Annotated in this window: 15 protein-coding genes; 11 read left to right on the forward strand and 4 right to left on the reverse strand. The window is 70.6% G+C overall.

Annotation, left to right across the window (positions count from 1 at the left end):
- Nucleotides 1-2: 2 nt before the first annotated feature.
- The 7 genes from WMF43_RS25940 (at nucleotide 3) to WMF43_RS25970 (ending at nucleotide 9,261) form a co-directional block, all read left to right on the forward strand.
- Entirely contained in the window at nucleotides 3-1,676 is a 1,674-nt protein-coding gene (locus WMF43_RS25940) for a DUF58 domain-containing protein (protein WP_437668615.1), read from the forward strand.
- A gap of 9 nt (nucleotides 1,677-1,685) precedes the next feature.
- Nucleotides 1,686-2,516 (forward strand): 16S rRNA (adenine(1518)-N(6)/adenine(1519)-N(6))-dimethyltransferase RsmA, encoded by an 831-nt coding sequence (rsmA, locus tag WMF43_RS25945; RefSeq protein WP_437668617.1) that lies wholly within the window; start codon nucleotides 1,686-1,688, stop codon nucleotides 2,514-2,516.
- A 127-nt stretch (nucleotides 2,517-2,643) separates the two neighbouring features.
- Complete coding sequence (gene atpD, locus WMF43_RS25950) at nucleotides 2,644-4,068, forward strand: F0F1 ATP synthase subunit beta (protein WP_437668619.1); 1,425 nt, start codon at nucleotides 2,644-2,646, stop codon at nucleotides 4,066-4,068.
- 7 nt (nucleotides 4,069-4,075) lie between these two features.
- On the forward strand, nucleotides 4,076-4,633 hold the full coding sequence (atpC, locus tag WMF43_RS25955) for an ATP synthase F1 subunit epsilon (protein ID WP_437668621.1): 558 nt from the start codon (nucleotides 4,076-4,078) through the stop codon (nucleotides 4,631-4,633).
- Nucleotides 4,634-4,829: 196 nt separating this feature from the next.
- Nucleotides 4,830-6,788, forward strand: a complete 1,959-nt coding sequence (dnaG, locus tag WMF43_RS25960; RefSeq protein ID WP_437668623.1) for a DNA primase — start codon at nucleotides 4,830-4,832, stop codon at nucleotides 6,786-6,788.
- A gap of 115 nt (nucleotides 6,789-6,903) precedes the next feature.
- The gene (gene rpoD / locus WMF43_RS25965; RefSeq protein ID WP_437668624.1) at nucleotides 6,904-8,823 is read left to right on the forward strand and encodes an RNA polymerase sigma factor RpoD; all 1,920 of its coding nucleotides are present in this window, start codon (nucleotides 6,904-6,906) and stop codon (nucleotides 8,821-8,823) included.
- A 108-nt stretch (nucleotides 8,824-8,931) separates the two neighbouring features.
- Nucleotides 8,932-9,261: a hypothetical protein gene (locus WMF43_RS25970; RefSeq protein ID WP_437668626.1), complete on the forward strand. Its 330-nt coding sequence runs from the start codon at nucleotides 8,932-8,934 to the stop codon at nucleotides 9,259-9,261.
- Between the two features lie 71 nt (nucleotides 9,262-9,332).
- Here WMF43_RS25970 and WMF43_RS25975 read toward each other — a convergent pair whose 3' ends face one another.
- Nucleotides 9,333-10,115: a rhomboid family intramembrane serine protease gene (locus WMF43_RS25975; protein ID WP_437668628.1), complete on the reverse strand. Its 783-nt coding sequence runs from the start codon at nucleotides 10,113-10,115 to the stop codon at nucleotides 9,333-9,335.
- 215 nt (nucleotides 10,116-10,330) lie between these two features.
- On the reverse strand, nucleotides 10,331-12,880 hold the full coding sequence (gene bamA / locus WMF43_RS25980) for an outer membrane protein assembly factor BamA (protein WP_437668629.1): 2,550 nt from the start codon (nucleotides 12,878-12,880) through the stop codon (nucleotides 10,331-10,333).
- A gap of 407 nt (nucleotides 12,881-13,287) precedes the next feature.
- Here bamA and WMF43_RS25985 point away from each other — a divergent pair, with 407 nt between their 5' ends.
- The 3 genes from WMF43_RS25985 (at nucleotide 13,288) to WMF43_RS25995 (ending at nucleotide 18,553) form a co-directional block, all read left to right on the forward strand.
- The gene (locus tag WMF43_RS25985; protein ID WP_437668631.1) at nucleotides 13,288-15,687 is read left to right on the forward strand and encodes a DNA gyrase/topoisomerase IV subunit A; all 2,400 of its coding nucleotides are present in this window, start codon (nucleotides 13,288-13,290) and stop codon (nucleotides 15,685-15,687) included.
- Complete coding sequence (locus WMF43_RS25990; protein WP_437668633.1) at nucleotides 15,688-17,625, forward strand: DNA gyrase/topoisomerase IV subunit B; 1,938 nt, start codon at nucleotides 15,688-15,690, stop codon at nucleotides 17,623-17,625.
- Nucleotides 17,626-18,019: 394 nt separating this feature from the next.
- The gene (locus WMF43_RS25995; RefSeq protein ID WP_437668635.1) at nucleotides 18,020-18,553 is read left to right on the forward strand and encodes a helix-turn-helix domain-containing protein; all 534 of its coding nucleotides are present in this window, start codon (nucleotides 18,020-18,022) and stop codon (nucleotides 18,551-18,553) included.
- 92 nt (nucleotides 18,554-18,645) lie between these two features.
- Here the strand turns inward: WMF43_RS25995 and WMF43_RS26000 are convergent, their stop codons facing one another.
- Together WMF43_RS26000 and WMF43_RS26005 are read right to left on the reverse strand one after the other, a co-directional pair.
- On the reverse strand, nucleotides 18,646-19,464 hold the full coding sequence (locus WMF43_RS26000) for a carbon-nitrogen hydrolase family protein (RefSeq protein ID WP_437668637.1): 819 nt from the start codon (nucleotides 19,462-19,464) through the stop codon (nucleotides 18,646-18,648).
- A gap of 73 nt (nucleotides 19,465-19,537) precedes the next feature.
- Nucleotides 19,538-20,242, reverse strand: coding sequence for a hypothetical protein (locus WMF43_RS26005; RefSeq protein WP_437668639.1), 705 nt, complete (start codon nucleotides 20,240-20,242; stop codon nucleotides 19,538-19,540).
- Nucleotides 20,243-20,394: 152 nt separating this feature from the next.
- Between WMF43_RS26005 and WMF43_RS26010 the strand changes: the two genes are divergently transcribed.
- A complete protein-coding gene (locus WMF43_RS26010; RefSeq protein ID WP_437668641.1) occupies nucleotides 20,395-20,880 on the forward strand; it encodes an NUDIX hydrolase in 486 nt (161 codons plus the stop codon).
- The last annotated feature ends 7 nt before the right edge of the window (nucleotides 20,881-20,887 follow it).

The following is a 20,887-nucleotide window of genomic DNA, read 5'->3' on the forward strand; positions in this document are numbered from 1 at the left end:
CCATGCAGCTCTACCCGACGCGCACCGCCGCCCACCTCGCCATCGCCGGCGTCGCGGTCATGGGAGCCGGCCTCATCGCGCGCGAGCCCGCGATCGTCGGCTGGGGCGGGGCGCTCCTGGTCGCGATCGCGCTCGCCCGCGGCGTGACGCTCGTGTCGGTGGCGCGCATCCGCGCGGCCGGCTTCGAGATGCTCTGGGGCGGCTCGCGGCGGACCCTCCGGTCGGCGCGGGGAGGCACCGTGGAGATCGAGGCCGAGGTGCGCAACCGCGACACGCTCGCGGCGCGGTACGTCAAGCTGCGCGCGATCGCGTCGTCGCAGCTCGACGTGCGCATCGAGCCGAACCGCGGGGAGGTCTCCGCCTCGGGGCGGCTCAAGGTGAAGGTCATCGTGCAGACGCCGCGCGTCGGCCAGCACGGGCTGCACGGGCTCGCGCTCGAGGTGCACGGCGCGCCGGGCCTGTTCGAGGTGCCGCTGACCTTCGCGAACCCGTACGGGATCGAGGTGCTCCCGCGCCCCTTCATGGCGTACCTGACGCAGCCGCGCGGGGGCCGCAGCCACATCCTCGCGGCCTCCGGCCGCCCCGGTCGCGTGCGCGGCGAAGGAGACGACCTGCGCGAGCTGCGCGAGCACCAGCCGGGGGACCCGTTCCGGAAGATCGCGTGGAAGGCGAGCGCGCGCCGGGGCACGCTGCTCGTCCGGGAGTTCGAGCGCGAGGAGCGGGACGTGGTCTGGATCATCGTCGACGCGGCCGTGGAGCTCTGGGCAGGCCCGCTCGGCCGCGCCCCGCTCGACCTCATGATCGACGAGGCCTCCGCCATCGCCACCCGGCACCTCGGGCGCGGCGATCGCGTCGGCCTCATGATCCTGGCCCCCGGCCCGCGCGTGACGATCGCGCCCGACCACGGCCCGGGGCACGGGCAGAAGATCGCGCACGCGCTCACCGTCGGCTGCTGCACGTACGACGCCGACCGCAGCGAGCTCGACGAGGCGGACGTCGCGTCGCGGGTCCTCGAGCACCTCCGGCCGCTCGACGCGCGCGGCCTCGCCGACGTGCGCCGCGGCGACCTCGACCGGCTGGCCGCCCGCGCCGAGTCGATGCGCGCGCGGGCCCCCTTCTCGGCGCCCGCGCCGCTCGGACGGTCGCAGCGCGAGCGCACGCTGCGCCGCTACCTCGCGAGCTACGGCATCGAGTCGCCCGCGCGGACCGAGCCGGAGCGGCGCGATCCCGCCGTGGTCGTCGCCGAGGCGCTCGGGCACGTCGCGCGCGCCAAGCCGCGCGCGAGCATGGTCTACGTCCTCGGGCCGCCTCCGGCGGACGCGCAGCCCGGCCAGCTCTCCGAGGCGGTGCGGCGGCTCTCCCGCAAGGCGGTCAGGGTGATGTGGACGCTCCCCGATTTCGAGCCGGGGCTCGGCCCTCCCTGGGAAGCGCCGCGACCGCCGGAGGGCGACGGGGACGACGCGCAGCAACGACAGGCGCCGCCCGACAAGGTGTTCCACGAGCTCGCGCCGATCGCGGCGGAGGCCGTGCTCCTCCGCGCGCGCGCGGCGCAGACCCGGCGCGAAGCCGCGCTCCGCAAGATCGGCGTGCGGGTGCTCCGGCTTCGCGCCTCGACCCAGGCCGCGCAGCGCGCGGCGGCCGCGTCCTCCGACGGGGCGCGTCCCCCGCAGGGCTAAAGACCAGCGATGTCCATTGCAGAGCTCTTGAGGTCGCGCGGGCTGTCTCCGAAGAAAGGCTTCGGGCAGAACTTCCTCGTCGACGTCGAGGCGGCGCGCCGCATCGCCGAGGCCGCGACGACGCCCGCGGGCGGCGCGGTGCTCGAGATCGGGGCGGGCCTCGGCGCGCTCACGCGGCCTCTGCTGGAGCGCGCCGCGCGGGTCGTCGCGATCGAGCGGGATCGCGATCTCGTCCCGATCCTCCGAGAGCAGCTGGCCGGACCGATCGACGAAGGCCGGCTGACCCTGCTCGAGGCGGACGCCGCGCAGGTCGACTGGGTCGCCTCGCTCGACGGCCTGGAGCGCCCGCACGCGGTGGCCGGCAACCTCCCGTACCAGCTCACGGGCAGGCTCCTCGAGCAGGCGACGGTGATCGCCGACCAGATCGACCGCGCGGTGTTCATGGTGCAGCTGGAGGTCGCCGAGCGCCTCATCGCCGCCCCGGGCAGCGGCGACTACGGCGCGCTCTCGGTCTTCGTGCAGGCCGCGTTCGACGTGCGCCGCCTCTTGATCGCGCGCGCGGGCGCGTTCTACCCGAGGCCCGAGGTGGACTCCGCCGTCGTCGTCCTGACGCCTTGGCGCCCGCGGCGCGCCGAGGAGACGGACGCCTTCCGCGCCGCCGTGCGCGCCGCCTTCTCGGCCCGCCGCAAGACGCTCCGGAACGCCTGGAAGAACCTGTACGGCTGGTCGTCCGAGGAGCTCGATCGGCACGCGAAGGACGCCGGCATCTCGCTCGACGCGCGCGGCGAGACGCTCAGCGTCGAGGCGTTCGCGCGCATCGCCCGCTTGAAAGGCCGCTGAGCTCCCCTACACGGAGGCGACCTCCGACGACGGGTCGGTAACGCCGCGAACCCCTAGTCGGACGCGCAGGTCCGTGCTAGTGGGCCGCGCGACTCGTCAAAGCTCGTACGAGGAGGGCTCCCGCTCCATGGTTGTTGGAAAGATTACCCAGGTCATCGGCCCGGTCGTCGACGTCGATTTCCCGTCGGGCCAGCTGCCCAAGATTCTGAATGCGCTCCGGGTGAGCAACCCGAGCATCTCGGCTGAGCCCGACAACCTGGTGCTCGAGGTCGCTCAGCACCTGGGCGAGTCGACCGTGCGCACCATCGCGATGGACTCCACCGACGGCCTCGTGCGCGGGCTGGAGGTGCGCGACACCGGCAAGCCGATCATGGTGCCGGTCGGCACCGAGTGCCTCGGCCGGATCCTGAACGTCGTCGGCGCGCCGATCGACGAGGCCGGCCCCGTGAACGCGAAGAAGCTGGCGCCGATCCACAGGGAGCCTCCGCCGTTCATCGAGCAGTCGACCAAGGTCGAGGTCTTCGAGACCGGCATCAAGGTCATCGACCTCATCGCCCCCTACCGCAAGGGCGGCAAGATCGGCCTCTTCGGCGGCGCCGGCGTCGGCAAGACGGTGCTCATCCTGGAGCTCATCAACAACGTGGCCAAGGCGCACGGCGGCGTGTCCGTCTTCGCGGGCGTCGGCGAGCGGACGCGCGAGGGCAACGATCTCTTCCTGGAGATGAGCGAGTCGAAGCTCGCCGACGGCAGCCCCGTCATCTCCAAGGCCGCGCTGATTTACGGCCAGATGAACGAGCCCCCGGGGGCCCGCGCCCGCGTCGCGCTCTCGGCGCTCGCCGTCGCCGAGCACTTCCGCGACGAGGAGGGCCAGGACGTGCTCCTGTTCGTGGACAACATCTTCCGCTTCACCCAGGCGGGCTCCGAGGTGAGCGCGCTCCTCGGCCGTATCCCGAGCGCCGTCGGCTACCAGCCGACCCTCTCGACCGAGATGGGCGCCTTCCAGGAGCGCATCACGTCGACGACCAAGGGCTCGGTCACCAGCGTGCAAGCGATCTACGTCCCCGCCGACGACCTCACCGACCCCGCGCCGGCCACGGCCTTCGCCCACCTCGACGCGACCACCGTGCTCTCGCGCGCGATCTCCGAGCTCGGCATCTACCCGGCCGTGGATCCGCTCGACTCGAACTCGACGATGCTCGATCCGCAGATCGTCGGCGAGAAGCACTACTCGGTCGCGCGGCGCGTGCAGCAGACGCTGCAGCGCTACAAGGACCTCCAGGACATCATCGCCATCCTCGGCATGGACGAGCTCAGCGAGGACGACAAACTCGTCGTGTCGCGCGCCCGCAAGATGCAGAAGTTCCTCTCGCAGCCGTTCTTCGTCGCGGCCCAGTTCACCGGGCTCGAGGGCAAGCTCGTCGCGCTCAAGGACACGATCGCGGGCTTCGAAGAGATCCTCGACGGCAAGCTCGATCACGTCTCCGAGCAGGACTTTTACATGGTCGGCGGCATCGACGAGGTGAAGGCTCGAGCGTCGCAGAAGGCGGCCTGACACAGCCATGGCCGAGACAATCCTCCTCGAGATCGTGACGCCGACCGGCGTCGCGCTGCGCGAGCAGGTCACGGACGTGACCGCGCCGAGCGTCGCCGGCGAGTTCGGCGTGCTCCCGGGCCACCTGCCCCTGCTCGCCGCGCTCCGAACTGGCCTCGTCACCTACCACCAGAACGGCCAGGAGCACCGCCTGGCCGTCCATCACGGCTTCGTCGAGGTCGCCCACGACACCGCGCTGCTGCTCACCGAGCGCTTCGCGAAGAAGGAAGACGTCGACGTCGTCCGTGTGCGCCTCCGGCTCAAGGAGGTCGACGCCGAGCTCGACCACTGGCAAGGCGACCTGACCGATCCGCGCCGCCGCGAGCTCATCGAAGAGGAGCAGTGGCTCGCCACCGAGCTCGAGCTGATCGGCGACCCGCCGCCGCCCATGGTCCGCGAGGACACGCGGTTCCTTGCCGAGCACGCCGAGGCCCCGTCCGAGGAAGAGATGGTCGCGGCCTCCCACTCCGACGAGAGCCTCACCGATCACAAGCGCCCCGGCTCTCCGTTCCCCGACCCGAAGTGACGAACCTGCCGGCTACCGCCTTGCGCGAGCGGCCGCCTCACAGGACACTGTTCTCCACGCAGGCCGCGAGGGACTGGGGGGTCTCCCGCTTCGCGAGCTGTCTAGATCGCCGAGGCGCTGGCGCGCTCGCCGCCACGCCCGTCGGGCCCACCCTTCATCTGCAGGCCCCGCGCGCACGGGGCCCCCAAGGCAGCCCATGATCTCTCCGGAGACGATCGCGCTCGTGAAAGAGCGCACGGATCTCGTCGCGCTGGTCGGCGAGAGCGTGCGGCTCACGCGCCGCGGGGCCTCCTTCACCGGGCTCTGCCCCTTTCACAAGGAAAAAACGCCGAGCTTCCACGTGAACCCGAACCGCGGGTTCTATCACTGCTTCGGCTGCAAGGAGACGGGCAGCGCCATCGACTTCGTGATGAAGCTCGAGGGCCGGACGTTCGCCGAGGCGGTGCGCGCGCTCGCCGAGCGCGCCGGCATCGAGGTGGCGGAGTCGATGACCGAGGCCGAGCGGCGCGAAGCGCAGGCCGCGCGCAGGTCCAAGGACGACCTCTACGCCGTCAACCACCTCGCCGCGACGTTCTTCGAGCACTGCCTCCGCGGGGGCCCGGGCGCCGGGCCCCACCCGCTCGCGCGCTACGCGCACGAGGAGCTCCGGCGCCGCGGCTTGCCGCTGACGGACGACGCCGGGGCCACTGATCCGATCTCCGACGCCCTCCAGGCGTTCCGGATCGGCTACGCCCCGTTCGGCTGGGACGCGCTCGGCGCCTACCTGCGGCAGCAAGGCGTCTCCCCGGTCCTCGCGGAGCGCGTCGGCCTGCTCGTGCCGCGCTCGTCGGGGAGCGGCCACTACGATCGCTTCCGGCACCGGCTCATGTTCGCGGTGACCGACGTCATGGGCCGGGTGATCGCGTTCAGCGGGCGCGCGTTGCCCGATCCCTCCCCCGCCGAGCTCTCGTCCCTCGGGCTCACCGGCCCCGCGCCGCAGGCCGATAACGCGCCGGCGAAGTACATCAACAGCCCCGAGTCGCCGATCTACACGAAGGGAGAGCACCTCTTCGGGCTGTACCAGGCGCGCCAGGCGATCCGGCAGCGCGGGGAGGCGGTCCTCGTGGAGGGCAACTTCGATGTCGTCGCGCTCCACGCGCGCGGCATCGGCCACGCGATCGCCCCGCTCGGGACCGCGTTCACGCCCGGGCAGGCGAAGCTCATCAAGCGCTTCGCGCCCGCGGTCGTCCTGCTCTTCGACGGGGACTCGGCCGGCAAGAAGGCCACGCGCGCGGCGCGCGTCCCGTGCCGCGAGGCGGGGCTCAGCGCGCGCGTCGCCGTGTTGCCCGCCGGCAGCGATCCTGACGATCTCTCGCGCACCCACGGCCCCGACGCGGTCGCCCGGATCGTCAAGGGCGCGCGCGGCCTGCTCGAGCACCTGATCGACGAGGCGCTCGACGGCGACAGCTTCGGCGGCTCCTCGCTGCCCGAGCAGCTCGCCCGCGTGCGCGCCGTCGCCTCGCTCCTCGCCGAGGAGGACGATTCCAGCCTCAGGATGATGGCGAAGCTCTACGCCGACCGCCTCTCGTCGAAGCTCGTGATCGGCGGCCGCTCGCCCGACGATCTCCGGCAACTCGAGCACATCGTGGAGCAGTCGCTCTCACGCCCGCGACAGAACCAGCCGGCCCACGCCCGTGAGGTGACCCCTACCGGGCAGTCGACCGAATCCTGGGAGCACGCCCGATCCCGCGCGCAGAGCCAGGAGGTCAGCCTCGAGATCCTCGGCTCGATCCTGGATTTCCCCGAGTTGCTGGTGGACGACGACGTACAGGCGGCCCTGGAGTGCCTCGAAGGCGATGTCGCCCTCGCAATTGTCGCAGCGCGTCAAAATTTCACATTTGAAATGGGACTTGCCGCCAGCGAATTTCTTGCGCAAGTCCCAGCTCCGATCCATTCATTCGCGGCTGGACGGCTGGTCTCGCCTGTCTTCGAAGCGGCCTCAGCGGCCAAGGCGATGCTCTTGGAAAACTCAGAAAAGTTGAGCAGGCAAGCCCTGGCCCGACAGAAGGCAGCTGTGATGAGCCAGCTTCAGAAGAGCACGGTCGATGCCGATGCTGAGAACGCTTTGCTCCGCGAACTATTCCAGCGGAGAGCCGGGAGGCTCGGTCTTTCTTGATGCGTTCCGGGTCGCTCCTCCGTGGCGACCCGACGGGCGTGATCCCTAAGTTAGTCGGAATCATTGGTGTCTTGTCGGTCGCGGCGAGCTGTCGCCGTAAGTGGAGCATGAGGTAATGGCGAGCAAGGCCAAGCAATCTTCCGGTCGGGCAAGCGGGGTCGCGAGGGCTTCGGCGGGCGGCGCGATGAACGGCGCGCGGCACGCCTCGACGCGCGGCCACGCTGAGGCAGGGGCACGCCCAAGCAGCAAAGGAGACACGGGCATCCGCGCCGAACGATCAGAGAAAGACCGGAAAACGCTGGAGAAGCTCGTAGAGACCGGCAAGAGCAAGGGCTTCCTCACCTATGACGAGGTGAACGACGCGCTCCCCGCGGACGTCGCGCCCGATCAGCTCGACGACGTCGTGGGCGCGCTCGGCGACGAGGACATCGAGATCGTCGACGGCGCGACCCAGGTGAAGATCGCGCCGAAGCGCATCGCGGACGAGGAGGCGGGCGAGAAGAAGCTCGTCGTCACGCCCGACCGCGAGGAAGAGGACGTCGACTACTACTCCAAGTCGAACGACCCGGTCCGGATGTACCTCCGCAAGATGGGCAGCGTGTCGCTGCTCACGCGCGAGGGCGAGGTCGAGATCGCGAAGCGGATCGAGATCGGCGAGCAGAAGGTCAACGCGGCCATCCTCGACTCCCCGATCGCCGTCCGCGAGATCATCGATCTCGGCGAGAAGCTCCGGAAGCACAAGATCCGGGTGAAGGAGCTCATCAAGGACGCCGAGAACGACGACCAGGAGTTCGATGAGGAGGAGGCCGACCGGCGCATCATCCGGCTCATCGACAAGGTGAAGCGCGTCGACAAGAAGAAGGCGGAGCTCCTCGAGGAGCGCAAGGACGTGAAGACGGAGGTCCGCCGCAAGCAGATCGACGTCGAGGTGACGCAGGCGACGGCCGAGCTCGTGACGACGCTCGAGGAGATGCGCCTGAACAAGCGCACGATCGACAAGATCGTCCAGAAGCTGAAGAGCCTCATCTCGAAGGTCGAGAAGGCGGAGGCCGGCGCCACGGAGCTGGAGCGGCGCACGGGGCTCTCGAAGGGCGAGCTCAAGCGCGAGCTCATCAAGGTGAAGGGCAACCGCGCGCTCGAGGGCCGGCTCGCCAAGAAGCTCAACGTGAACCGCGAGGAGCTGAACGACTTCGAGTCGACCATCAAGAACGCCCAGAAGGGCCTGAAGAAGGTCGAGGAGGAGCTCAACATCGACGTCGCCGCGATCCGCGAGACGTACGAGAACATCCGCGAGGGCGAGCGGATGGCCGAGCGCGCCAAGGCGGAGCTGGTCGAGGCGAACCTCCGCCTCGTGGTCTCCATCGCGAAGAAGTACACGAACCGCGGGCTCCAGTTCCTGGACCTCATCCAGGAGGGGAACATCGGCCTGATGAAGGCCGTCGACAAGTTCGAGTATAAGCGCGGCTACAAGTTCTCGACGTACGCGACGTGGTGGATCCGGCAGGCGATCACCCGCGCGATCGCGGACCAGGCGCGGACGATCCGCATCCCGGTCCACATGATCGAGACGATCAACAAGCTCATCCGCACCTCGCGCTACCTCGTGCAGGAGTACGGCCGAGAGCCGACCCCCGAGGAGATCGCCGAGAAGATGGAGCTCCCGCTCGACAAGGTGCGGAAGGTCCTGAAGATCGCGAAGGAGCCGATCTCGCTCGAGACCCCCATCGGCGAGGAGGAAGACTCGCATCTTGGCGACTTCATCGAGGACAAGAGCGTGATCTCGCCCGCAGAGGCGGTGATCAACATGAACCTCGCCGAGCAGACCCGTAAGGTCCTGAAGACGCTGACGCCGCGCGAGGAGAAGGTGCTCCGGATGCGCTTCGGCATCGGCGAGAAGAGCGATCACACCCTCGAGGAGGTCGGTCAGGACTTCGAGGTCACCCGCGAGCGCATCCGGCAGATCGAGGCGAAGGCGCTCCGCAAGCTCCGGCACCCCAGCCGGTCGAAGCAGCTCAAGAGCTTCATCGACAGCTAGCCCGTGGGCAGGCCTGCTCGGTCACCGAAGGCAGCCCCTGCGAGCCGCTCGCGCTCGCGGCCTCTCCCCGGCGTGCCGCGCGGCCGCGCCGGCGGTGGGCCGCTTGCCGTGCGGCGCGCCGCCGCGGCCCTCGCCGTGCTCGCAGGCGCGCTCCTCGGCGCCGGGTGCGGCAAGACCATGTCCGAAGACGACTGTCGCAGGGTCGGCGACGCGATGCGCGCCGCCTGGAAGGCGGAGCTGAAGCGGGTGGCGCCGGCGGAGGCCGGCGGCGCCGGCAACGCCGCGGTCGTGCTCGAGGGCGAAGGGGAGCGGCTCTCGGCGGAGTGGACGCTCGACTGCAAACGAGAGCTCGCCGGGAGCGAGGTGGAGCCCGGCGAGCTCGACTGCCTCACGCGCGCGAAGACGCTCGAAGAGCTCCGCCGGTGCGCCGCGCCGTGAGCGCCGGCATGCGCCGGGGCGTCGGGAAACGACGCTGACGGCGGCGGCTCCGCGCCAGCGAGCCGGCGAGATCAGTTCAGGTAGCGTTTGTCCTTCGGAGGGTCTTTCTGGCCGCCGGGGATGACCCGGAGCGGGACGCCTCCGGAGCGGCCGCGCGCCGCGGGCACACGGCGGAGCGCGGCGGACTGCGCCTGCAGCTGGCGGAAGCGCATGCGCAGGTAGAACCGGCGCAGCGGCGAGAAGTCACCGAACAGGTAGCCAGCGAGCATGCCGCCGAACGGCGTGATCAGCCCCTCGGGGGGCGCGCGCATGGCGATGACGTTGAGCACGGACATCACGAAGATGAAGACGAGCAGCATCGTGCCCGTCACGGGGAGGACGAAGAAGAGGCGCACGGTGGCGTGGCGGTGGGCGAGCGCCCACGCGACGGCGACCGCCTCGATCATGCCGAGCCCGCCGAAGACCACGGCCTGCTCGACCTGGGGGACGAGCGCGCCGACCGCGACCTGGAGCGCGAAGGCGAAGGCGGCTGAGCCGAACAGGAACGCCAGCGTGCGGCCCGCGCCCCAGCGCGCCTCGAGCGACGGGCCGAGGAAATACAGGCCGAGCAGCGTCGTGATGAAGTGCCATGGATCGCCCAGGCTGTGGATGAGGGGCGCGGTGAACAGCCGCCACACCTGGCCGTGGAGCACGGCATCGCCGATGACCAGGAACGGATCGAGCGCGCCGACCCCGGCGCCCGCCCACTTCACGCCCAGAGTGAACATCACCCAGATGCAGCCGATCGCGATCATCATCCCCAGCAGGGCCTTGCCTGGCTTGGGGAACCCCATTGAGGTGTGCTCCGGGCGCATGGCTTTCCACCTAACAGCCGCGCCTCTGCCGGGCAACCGCTGCCCCCGCACTTTACCGCGATTCGGCTCCTGCCAGAGCCCGCGCGGAGCGCGGCGGCCCCCCTCCGCGCCACCCAGGACGCTCCGAGGCGGGGTCCGCCCGGTGACGCGGCGAGGCATGGCGCGCCGACGCTGGGCAGGCCGTCACGCCCGAGCTGCGCCCGAAGGCGTCCCTCTCAGAAGAAGTTGCCGATGTTGAACTCGAACTTGTACGTCTCTTCGAAGGGGAGCCGCTTGAACGGGAAGCCCCACTCGAACCGCAGCGGCCCCATCGGAGAGAACCACCGGAGCCCGAACCCCCACGAGGTCCGGACGTCGAGGAGGCGCTCGGGCGAGAAGCACGGGTTCGTGACGGCGTACGGCGAGGCGGGGGCCGCTTCGCAGTAGAGCTTCTCGAGGTTCCAGGCGTTGCCCAGGTCGGTGAAGACGACGCCCTTGATCTGCACGGCCTCGAGGATCGGGAACTCCAGCTCGAGGTTCTGGTAGTACATCAGGTTGCCGCCGATGTTCGCCCCGTTCGCGATCGGCGCGGAGTTCGGGTCGGGGCTCTCGCGGAGCGGCAGGCGCGGGCCGATGTCCCGGATCTCGAAGCCGCGGACGTCGAGGATGCCGCCGAGGAAGAAGCGCGCGAACACCGGCACGCCCTCCGGGTTCGGGCTCGTCACCAGGCCAGCCTCGGTGTTCAGCTTGAGGACGAGGCTGTCGGTGATCGGGTAGTAGAACCTCCCCGTCGCGCGGTAGCGCAAGAACTCGTTCTGGCTGCCGAGGGCGCTGTGGGCGAGCTCCACGGAGCCCTGCAGGTAGATGCCCGAGGTCGGGAAGAGCTGGTTGTTGCGCGTGTCGTAGGTGAGCGTCGGGCGGACGCTCGACGTGATCCCGTCGTTGAAGAGGTTGGCGAGCGGGAGCCGCTGGAACGTGGACCGCGGGTCGGCGGTGCCGAGCCCGGTCGTCGTGGAGGACGAGATCTCGTCGCTCTCCAGCGTGTAGGTCAGCGAGGCGCGGAGCTCGGGCTCGATGAGCGGGTACCCGATCGTGAGCGCCCCGCCCGTGGAGGTCTGCGAGAACTCCTTGTAGGCCCGCAGCTGGTTGTAGACGCTCACCGACGCCGAGAACGGGCTGTCGAACAGGTACGGCTCGAAGAAGCGGATGTCGACGAGGCGCCGCAGGCTCGAGATCTGCGCCTGGACCGAGAGCGACTGGCCGCTTCCGAGCAGGTTCGCCTGCTGCACCTGCGCCGTCGCGATGAAGTTCTCGACGCTGGAGAAGCCGGCGCCGATCTGGAAGGTGCCCGTCGGCTTCTCGCCGATGTCGACGTTGACGTTGATGTGCTGGGGGTCGTCGCCCTGCTCGGTGGAGATGTCGACCCGCTCGAAGTAGCCGAGCGCGGTGATCCGCTGCTTCGACCGCTCCAGCTTCGTCTCGCTGAACAGCTTCCGCTCCTCCACCTCCATCTCGCGGCGGATCACCTTGTCCCGCGTCTTCGTGTTGCCGCGGATCTCGATGCGGCCGAAGTAGACGAGCTGGTTTCGGCGGATGGCGACGGTGATGTCGACCTCCCGGTTGTCCGGATCGAGCTGGGGCTCCGGCGTGGCCTCGACGTTGGCGTACCCGGCGTCCCGGTACAGCGTCTGGATCGCGCTGAGGTCCTTCGCGAGCTCGGCGCGGTTGAACCAGTCGCCCGGCTTGGCTCGCACCATCTCGCGCAGCGCCCGGCGCCCGCCGAGCGGCTCGATCTCGCGGCCGTCGGCGTCCCGCTCGAAGACGCGGAGCGAGCGGATGCGGAACCGCGGCCCCTCGTTGATCGTCAGCGTGACCTCGATGCCCGTCCGGTCGGGCGTGAGCATCACCCGCGGCGTCGCGACCTGCACCGAGAGGAACCCGCGGTCGTAGTAGAGCGCGTTGATCACGAGGACGTCGCGCTCGAACGCGTCCTGGCGGAACGGACCGCCCGTGCCGAAGGCGAAGAAGCCCCCCTGCCCCGTGATCATCACCTCCCGGAGCTCCTCGTCCGGGATGTTGTGGTTGCCGATGAAGGTGATCCGCCGGACGGTGACCGGCGCGTGCTCCTTGATCGTGAACTTGAGGGTGACCTGGTTCTCCCGCTCCGGGACGACCTCGTAGCTGACCTCGGCGAGGAAGTAGCCCTCCTCGGCGTACTTGTCGCGGAGCTTCTGAACCCCCCGCCGGATCGCCGCGTAGCTCAGGATGGTGCCCGTCTTGATCTCGACCGAGAGCGCCTCGGTGAGATCCTCGGTGCTGATCTCGCTGTTGCCGGAGAACTCGATGCTCTTGATGCTCGGACGCTCGCGGACGAGCACCCGGAGGCTCACGCCGTCGTCCCGGCGGGTGAGGTCGACCTCGACGTCGTCGAACAGGCCCGAGTTCCACAGCTCGCGCACGTCGCGCGCCAGCCCCTCCGGGGTGAACGCCCTGCCGACGCGCGTTTGCCCCAGGTAAACGAGCACGTCCTCGGTCGAGATCCGCCGGTTCCCGGCGACGACGACCTGGACGACCGGCTGCCCTCGGGCGAGCTCAGCCTCGGTGGGCGCCAGATCGATCGTCGGCTCCGCCGCATCGGCGGCGCCCTGCGCAGGTGTACCGGCAGGGCCGGCCTGGGCTCCGCCGGCCGCGTCGGCCGGCGCCGGCGGTTGAGCGGGGCCGGCTGGGGCAGGAGGCGGCGCAGCCCCGCCCGCGGGCGGCTGCGCTCCCGGAGCACCTCCGGGCACTTGCGCTGCAGCAAACCGGGGCCGGGCCACTGCCGCAACGAACACCAGGAGGAGGCCGAGCCAGACGAGCCGCAGCAAGCGGCCGGGGAGGCGAAGCGGTGGACGGGTGCCTGTCGCGTACAAGGCGCCACCCCGTAGCCCAGCACGCCGTGAGTCTCAAGGGCGGACGCCCAAAACAGGCCGTCGCCCGCGCGCCGCGCGGCGTCCCCCGCGTTCGGGTCGATCCCGAGGCCATCTGACGCTATGCCAGGGCGCGCACAAGCGTAGGCGAGCACTCGCTGCCAGAAATTCCCGCGAGGCAGCCTTGACCGAGCGCGAGCCCCTGGGTAATTGCCGAGGCTCACCAGCGTTCACCTGAACATCGGAGCACCTGTCGACGGGTGCCCGCGCATCTCCTGGAGCAACGCGTGTCTCGAACCCCCTCCCTTCCGCCCGACGGCGAGGCGCCTCGCCGGGGCCGCCGCGGCGGCCGGCCCGGTGACAGCGACCCGCCGCCCCCTGCGCCCGACACATCGCTCGCCGAGGAGGCGCAGCGCCGGTACCTGAACTACGCGCTCAGCGTCATCACCTCGCGCGCCCTGCCCGACGTGCGCGACGGGCTGAAGCCGGTGCAGCGCCGCATCCTCTACGCGATGCTGCACGACCTGCACCTCGGGCCGGACGCGAAGTACCGGAAGAGCGCCGCGGTCGTCGGCGACGTGATGGGCAAGTACCACCCGCACGGCGACGTCGCGATCTACGACGCCATGGTCCGGCTGGCGCAGGACTTCGTGATGCGCGCGCCGCTCATCGCGGGCCACGGGAACTTCGGCTCCGTGGACGGCGATGCGCCGGCGGCGATGCGCTACACGGAGGCGAAGCTCCGCCCCCTCGCGCTGGAGCTGCTCAGCGAGCTCGGCCAGCGCACCGTGAACTTCCGTCCCAACTACGACGGGACCCGCTTCGAGCCGATCGTCCTCCCCTCCCGCTTCCCCAACCTGCTCGTGAACGGCTCGCAGGGGATCGCGGTCGGGATGGCGACGAGCATCCCGCCGCACAACCTCGGCGAGGTGATCGACGCGTGCGTCGCGCTGATCGAGAACCGCGAGCTCACCACGCAGCGGCTGCTGACGTTCGTCAAGGGCCCCGACTTCCCGACGGGCGGCCAGCTGCACGCGACGAAGAAGGAGCTCGAGGCCGTCTACACGTCCGGCCAGGGCTCGCTGAAGCTCCGCGGCGAGTGGAAGCTGGAGGAGGGCGACGGCAAGCGCGGGGCCGCGCCCCAGATCGTGATCACCTCCATCCCGTACGGGGTCGAGCGCAAGGCGATCGTCGAGAAGATCGCCGAGGTGATCGTCTCGAAGAAGCTGCCGACGCTCGTCGACGTGCGCGACGAGTCGACCGCCGAGGTGCGCATCGTCATGGAGCTCAAGCGCGGCGCCGACCCGCAGCTCGTGATGGCGTACCTCTACAAACAGACGCCGCTCGCGATCAACGTGCAGGTGAACCTCACCTGCCTCGTGCCCACGGACAACGCGGACGTCGCCGCGCCGCGGCGGCTCGGCCTGGGCGAGATCCTCTCGCAGTTCCTCGACTTCCGCTACGCGACGGTGACGCGGCGGCTCGAGTTCGAGCTCGGCGAGCTCCGGCGGCGGATCACGATCCTCGAGGGGTTCGAGAAGATCTTCGACGCGCTCGACGAGGTGATCCGGATCATCCGCAAGAGCGAGGGCAAGGCCGACGCGGCCGAGAAGCTGATGAAGCGCTTCTCGCTGAACGAAGATCAGACGGACGCCATCCTGGAGCTCAAGCTGTACCGCCTCGCGCGGCTCGAGATCCTGCTCGTGCAGAAGGACCTCGCCGAGAAGCGCGCCGAGGCGAAGCGGATCGAGGGGCTGCTCAAGAACGACGCGAAGCGGTGGGCGATCGTCCGCGACGAGCTCGTCGAGATCAAGGGCTCCTACGGCGAGAAGCGCCGCACGAAGGTGCTGGGCGCCGTCGACGAGCCCGAGTACCAGGCCGAGGATTTCATCGTGGCCGAGGACGCCAACGTCATCCTCTCGGCGCAGGGCTGGGTGAAGCGGGTCCGCGAGGTGCGGGATCTCTCCTCGACGCGCGTCCGCGAGGGCGACAGCGTGCTCGCCGCCGTCGCCGGGTCGACGCGGACGACCGTCGCGTTCTTCTCGAACCTCGGCGCGTGTTACGTGTGCCGCATCCACGACGTGCCGCAGTCGACCGGCTACGGCGATCCGGTGCAGAAGCTCTTCAAGCTGGCCGACGGCGAGCGGATGATCGCGATGTTGTCCTTCGATCCGAGGGCGCTCGACGTCCCGCCGCAGACCCCGGACGCCGCCGAGCCGGAGCCGCCCTTCGCGCTCGCGATCACCCGCGGCGGGCTCGGCTTCCGGTTCTCGCTGCGCCCGCACCGCGACCCGTCGACGCGCTCGGGTCGCCGGTTCGCGAAGCTGAACGAGGGCGACGAGGTGCTCTTCGTCCACGCCGTGGACGGCGCCGACAGGGTGCTCTGCGCCTCGAGCGACGCCTTCGCGCTCAGCGTGCCCGTGGAGGAGCTCGCGCTCCTCTCCGGCCCGGGCAAGGGCTCGATCGTGATGCGGATCGCCGAGGGCGAGCGGCTCATCGGCGCCGCGCTCGCGCTCGGCCCGAACGACGTGATCACGGTCGAGACAGAGAAGGGCAAGACGCTGGAGATCGCCGCGAGCAAGATCGCCGGCCCCCGCGGCACCCAGGGCGAGCAGGTCGCGCGCCGCGACCGCTTCGCCCGGGTGGTGCCGCCGGCCGTCGTCGTACCGACGCTGGAGGTGAGCTGAATGGCCGCCACGAATCCCCCGGTCCGCGCCGCTTCCGGCGCACGTTACACGGCCGCCGACATCGAGGTGCTCGAGGGCCTGGAGCCCGTCCGCAAGCGCCCCGCCATGTACATCGGCGGCACCGATGCCAGGGGCTACCACCACCTGCTCTGGGAGATCGTCGACAACGCCGTCGACGAGGCGATCAACGGGCACGCGAAGCGGATCGAGGTGACGCTCGACGCCGACCACCAGGGCGCGACCGTGACGGACGACGGGCGCGGCATCCCCGTGGACGTCCATCCCCGGTACAAGCGCGCCGCGCTCGAGCTGATCTTCTGCACGCTGCACGCGGGCGGGAAGTTCTCGAGCGACAACTACAAGGTCTCCGGCGGGCTCCACGGCGTGGGCTCGAGCGTCGTCAACGCGCTCTCGGAGCTCGTCGAGGTGAAGGTGCTGCGCGACGGGTTCGAGCACCACCAGACGTTCTCGCGAGGCGTGCCGACCAGCAAGCTCAGGAAGGGCGCGCCCACCCGCAAGCACGGCACGAGCATCCACTTACGGCCGGACCCGGAGATCTTCGGGCGCGACCGGCGCTTCGACGCCGAGACCATCCGCGAGCGCCTGGAGGCGAAGGCGTACCTCCACGGCGGGCTCGCGATCGCGTTCCGCGATCTCCAGTCCGGGGAGTCGATCGAGCTCCTCCACCCGAACGGCATCGCCGACTTTTTGCCGAAGCTCGTCGCCCAGCGCGGCAAGGCGGTGACGCACCCGTCGATCTTCTACGTCGCCCGCGAGGGGGAGATCCGGCTGGAGGCCGCGCTCCAGTGGACGGAGTCGACCGACGACTACGTGAGGTCGTACGTCAACGGCATCCCCACCCACGCCGGCGGCGCGCACGAGTCGGGCTTCGGCGCGGCGATCGTGAAGGCGGTCCGCGCCTTCATGGAGGCGAAGAAGGTCCAGCCGAAGGGCGTGACGCTGACGGCCGACGACATCCGCGAGGGGATCGTGGGGGTCCTGTCGATCTACATCCAGGACCCTCAGTTCCAGGGGCAGACGAAGGACCGGCTGAACAACGCGGAGGCGGGGCCGGCGGTCGAGGGCATGGTCCGGCCCGCGCTCGAGCAGTGGCTCCTCCAGAACGGCACCGCCGGCGAGGCGATCGTGGCCCGCGCGATCCTCGCGGCGCGCGCGCGGGAGGCGCGGCGCGAGGCGACGCAGCAGGTCCTGCGCAAGACGCCCGTGTCGCACCGGCTCAACCTGCCGGGCAAGCTCGCCGACTGCGCCTCGACCGACCCGAGCGAGAGCGAGCTCTTCATCGTCGAGGGCGACAGCGCCGGGGGCTCCGCCAAGCAGGGCCGCGATCGGCGCACGCAGGCGATCCTCCCGCTGCGCGGCAAGGTGCTCAACGCGGAGCAGGCGTCGACGTCGAAGGTGCTCGGCAACAAGGAGCTCCAGGACATCGTGAGCGCGCTCGGCTGCGGCTTCGGGAAGGACTTCGACGCCTCCAAGCTGCGTTACGGCCGGATCTTCCTGCTGATGGACGCCGACAGCGACGGCCAGCACATCGCGACGCTGCTGCTGACGTTCTTCTACCGCCACCTCCCCGGCCTGCTCCGCGGCGGGCACGTGTTCCTGGCCCAGCCGCCGCTCTACCGGATCGACGTCGGCAAGGAGACGCACTGGGCCCTCGACGACGCCGAGCGGGACCGGATCCTCGCGAAGCTGCCCAAGACGGCGAAGGCGGACATCTCGCGCTTCAAGGGGCTCGGCGAGATGCCCGCCGAGGACCTCAAGGCGACGACGCTCGACATCCGCCGCCGCCGCGCGCTGCGCATCGTCATCGAGGGAGAGATCGAGACCGATCGCATCCTGAACGAGCTGATGGGCAAGGACGCCCAGGCGCGCTTCCGCTTCATCATGGAGCGCGCGCCGAACGCCGAGATCGACGTCTGAGCGGCGACGCTCCGTTCCAGCCAGCGCGGCATCTTCGCGCGGCACGCGAACCCCGTTCGATGCCGCGCACCCCGCCCGCATTCATCACCTGACAGCAACGAGAACGACGCGGCGATGTCGCGATGTATGCGTGCGCGACGTCATGCGCGCGCGCGCAGGCACGCTGCACGTTGTGCCAGGCACGGCCCGGGCGTTGATGTCGCGTGAACAGCAGGCCACACCCGGTATGGCAGCGCGTGCAGGTTGGCCCTACTCCGCGGGTTTTTGTTCGGTGGGACGCTGAGTCATTCAGGCCTCAGTTGCTGCGCAGGCTTGCGGCCTACTGGTTGCAATAGGTCGTCCCGTGGCCGCGATGACCGTGGCACACCGCCCTTTCACCGCTGGAGAGGTACTCGTGACGACTGCGCTTCCCATCTCGACTCCGATCGCACCCTCCTTTTCCCACAGCACGCCGTCTGCCCGTTCCCTCGCGGTCTCGGCGCCCCACACCGCGGCGCCGAGCGACGGCGCGCAGCCGCTGCGCGACCGCGCCGCCGTGCTCTCGCGCGCCAACGCCGCGCCGCGCCCGGCAGCGCCGCTCCCGCGCAGCACCTCGGAGAGGCTCCTGCTCGGCCGTGATCGCATCCGCAACGCCGCGGAGGCGGGTCAGCGGATCCGCTCGTACGAGGTCGCCCTGGACCTCGATCTGTCCGAGTTTCACTTCGCTCGGCTCTTCCGCGCCGCCTTCGGGCTATCTCCGCACGTCTACTACGATGAGGTGCGCGCGGAGCGTGCCCGCGCCCTGCTGCGCGAGGGGCTCACCGAGGGCGAGGTCGCTCGCCGCATCGGGTTCCGCAGGCCTGCGGAGCTCCGGGCCCTCCTGTCCAAGCGTGGGGGCGCGACCCCGCAGGCCGTCGAGCCGGAGCAGAGCGACGCTTCGGCCGAGTGAACGGGCGGAAGCTGCCGTTCCCACGCGGCGCCCGCGCCTCGCCTCCCCCGGGCGAGGGGAATCGAAACGACCCACCCCCCATGACATCAAGATCAGAGTCGCCGGTGCTTGAGCGCGGGCAGATTCGCCCTCACCCGCCCAAGATACGCGGGGTCGAGCGTCGCCATCGCGATGCCTTCGCCCTCCGAGGCCTGAGCGATCACCTCACCCCACGGATCGACTACGCAAGACTTGCCGAACGTCGCCCGACCGCCGGGGTGCTTGCCCCACTGCGCCGCGGCCACCACGTACGTCTGGGCCTCGATGGCCCGCGCGCGGAGCAGGACCATCCAGTGGTCCTTGCCCGTGAGCAGGGTGAACGCCGCGGGGACGACGATGGCCTCGGCGCCTGCCGACGCGAGCGCGCGGTAGAGCTCCGGGAACCGGACGTCGTAGCAGATCGAGAGCCCGAGCTTCACGCCGTCGATCTCGGTGACGACGGGGCGGTCGCCCGGGCTCGTCGACGCCGACTCGCGGTACTTGGTCCCGTCCGGGATGTCGACGTCGAAGAGGTGGATCTTCCGGTAACGGGCGGCGAGCCGGCCGTCGGGCCCGAAGACCGCGCACGTGTTGTACGGCCGCGCTGGATCCTGCGCGCGCTCGGGGAAGCCGCCGGCCACGATGGTCACGCGGGCCGACCGCGCCGCCCCGGCGAGGCTGCGGACGATCGGGCCGCCCCCCTCATCGAGGTCCTCGGCGATGCTGCGCTTCCCCTCCTCGTTGCCCATGTACGCGAAGTTCTCGGGCAGCACGACCGTGGTCGCCCCACGGCTCGCTGCCTCGGCGATGCGCGCCTCCACCCGCGCCAGGTTCTCGCTCACATCCTCCTGGCTGGAGAGCTGAAGGGCCGCCCAGATGACCGGTTTCTGCATGCGGCGAAGCCTACCTCACGATGAACCGGCGTGCGCCACGCGCCGAAGGAAGCGCGCAGCTCCCCGGGTTTCGTCAATCTCCAGACGCACGCGCGGTCCCGCGGTCAGCCGCTGACCCGCCGCCCGTCACACCGCTGCCGCCCGCAACGCCGCCGCCCGTCGCTCCGCCGCCGCCCGCAGCGCCGCCGCCGCCCGCAGCGCCGCTGCCCGTCGCTCCGCCGCCGCCCACGCCGAGATCCGGCACAGCGCACTCGAGCGGCACGGCGTAGGCGCACGTCGCGCCGCACGCCTCGCAGACGCAGGCGAGCACCTGCCGGAACGCCTGGTGCGCGGCGCCCGCGTCGTCCGGAAAGACGCACCTCGCCTGGCAGGATTTGTTGTGGCCGCAGTCCTTGAGGCACAGGCTGATCTGCCTGCACCCTGGCTCCCCGTCACATGCCGCGAGCTGCGCCTCGCACCGCGCCCCGCGGGCGGCGTGCTCGTTGACGCAGTCGCCGCAGCGCCCCCCTTCGCCGCCGTAGGCCGCGAGGCACTCGCAGACGTTCGCCGGCCCAGGCCTGCCGTCGGGGCCCCCGTCGGCCTGCGCGCCGCCCCCGGCGCCGGAGCCGGTCGCCGCGCTCGCGCCGCGGCCGCGCGGCGGCGGGAGCCGCTCCTCGGTACAGCTCGGGAGCCACGCGAGCGCGAGCGCCGGCCCGAGCACGAGCCCCCCGCAGAGGACAGCGCGCGCGTACAACCCCGACCCGAAAGGAGCACGCACCGCCCTCCGAACGAACGACATGATGAGGGCGATCGTAGCGTGCCTCGCCTCCAGGACCGAGCTTGCGTCCCGCAGCGCGCTCCCGTCCGCACGAAAGGCAGCGAGCGTGCAGAACCCTCTCCCAGCAACCACCGAACACCACTATGCTTTCCGGGTTCATCGCAAAAATTCTCATGGAAATTGCTCCCCTTTCGCTGATGCCGCGTTCCGTGCTCGCCCTGGCCAAGGAGGTCGCGCGCGCGCTGCTCCGGCGGCCCGTCGTCGGGATCGCCGCCGCCGCGCAGACCGCAGACGGCCGGTGGCTGCTGATCCGCCGCAGCGACACCGGGACGTGGGCCCTCCCGGGAGGGACCCTGGAGTGGGGTGAGACGCTCCGCGACTCCATCGTGCGGGAGCTCGCCGAGGAGGCCGGCGTCACCGAGGTCGAGATCGGGCGGGTGGTGGGGGTGTACTCGCGTCCCGATCGCGACGTCCGCTTCCACGCCGTGACCGTCGTCGTCGCAGCCCGGATCGGCGCGCCGACGCGCCCTCCCCAGAACCCGCTGGAGATCCGCGAGGTCCGGCTGTTCCGGGACGACGAGCTCCCGGCCGAGCTCGCCATGGGCATGGGGGATCTGCTCGCCGCCGCCAGGCGCGTCGGCGACACGGAGCTCGAGTGAGCCGAGG

It is taken from the genome of Sorangium sp. So ce131 (assembly GCF_051519095.1).
Lineage (GTDB): Bacteria > Myxococcota_A > Polyangia > Polyangiales > Polyangiaceae > Sorangium.

Coding starts and splice junctions, on each gene's coding strand:
- WMF43_RS26005 (WP_437668639.1), bottom strand. CDS start 20,242: ATGTCGTTCGTTCGGAGGGCGGTGCGTGCTCCTTTCGGGTCGGGGTTG.
- atpD (WP_437668619.1), top strand. CDS start 2,644: ATGGTTGTTGGAAAGATTACCCAGGTCATCGGCCCGGTCGTCGACGTC.
- WMF43_RS25975 (WP_437668628.1), bottom strand. CDS start 10,115: ATGCGCCCGGAGCACACCTCAATGGGGTTCCCCAAGCCAGGCAAGGCC.
- rpoD (WP_437668624.1), top strand. CDS start 6,904: ATGGCGAGCAAGGCCAAGCAATCTTCCGGTCGGGCAAGCGGGGTCGCG.
- rsmA (WP_437668617.1), top strand. CDS start 1,686: ATGTCCATTGCAGAGCTCTTGAGGTCGCGCGGGCTGTCTCCGAAGAAA.
- WMF43_RS25940 (WP_437668615.1), top strand. CDS start 3: ATGCAGCTCTACCCGACGCGCACCGCCGCCCACCTCGCCATCGCCGGC.
- dnaG (WP_437668623.1), top strand. CDS start 4,830: ATGATCTCTCCGGAGACGATCGCGCTCGTGAAAGAGCGCACGGATCTC.
- atpC (WP_437668621.1), top strand. CDS start 4,076: ATGGCCGAGACAATCCTCCTCGAGATCGTGACGCCGACCGGCGTCGCG.
- WMF43_RS25990 (WP_437668633.1), top strand. CDS start 15,688: ATGGCCGCCACGAATCCCCCGGTCCGCGCCGCTTCCGGCGCACGTTAC.
- WMF43_RS26000 (WP_437668637.1), bottom strand. CDS start 19,464: ATGCAGAAACCGGTCATCTGGGCGGCCCTTCAGCTCTCCAGCCAGGAG.
- WMF43_RS26010 (WP_437668641.1), top strand. CDS start 20,395: ATGGAAATTGCTCCCCTTTCGCTGATGCCGCGTTCCGTGCTCGCCCTG.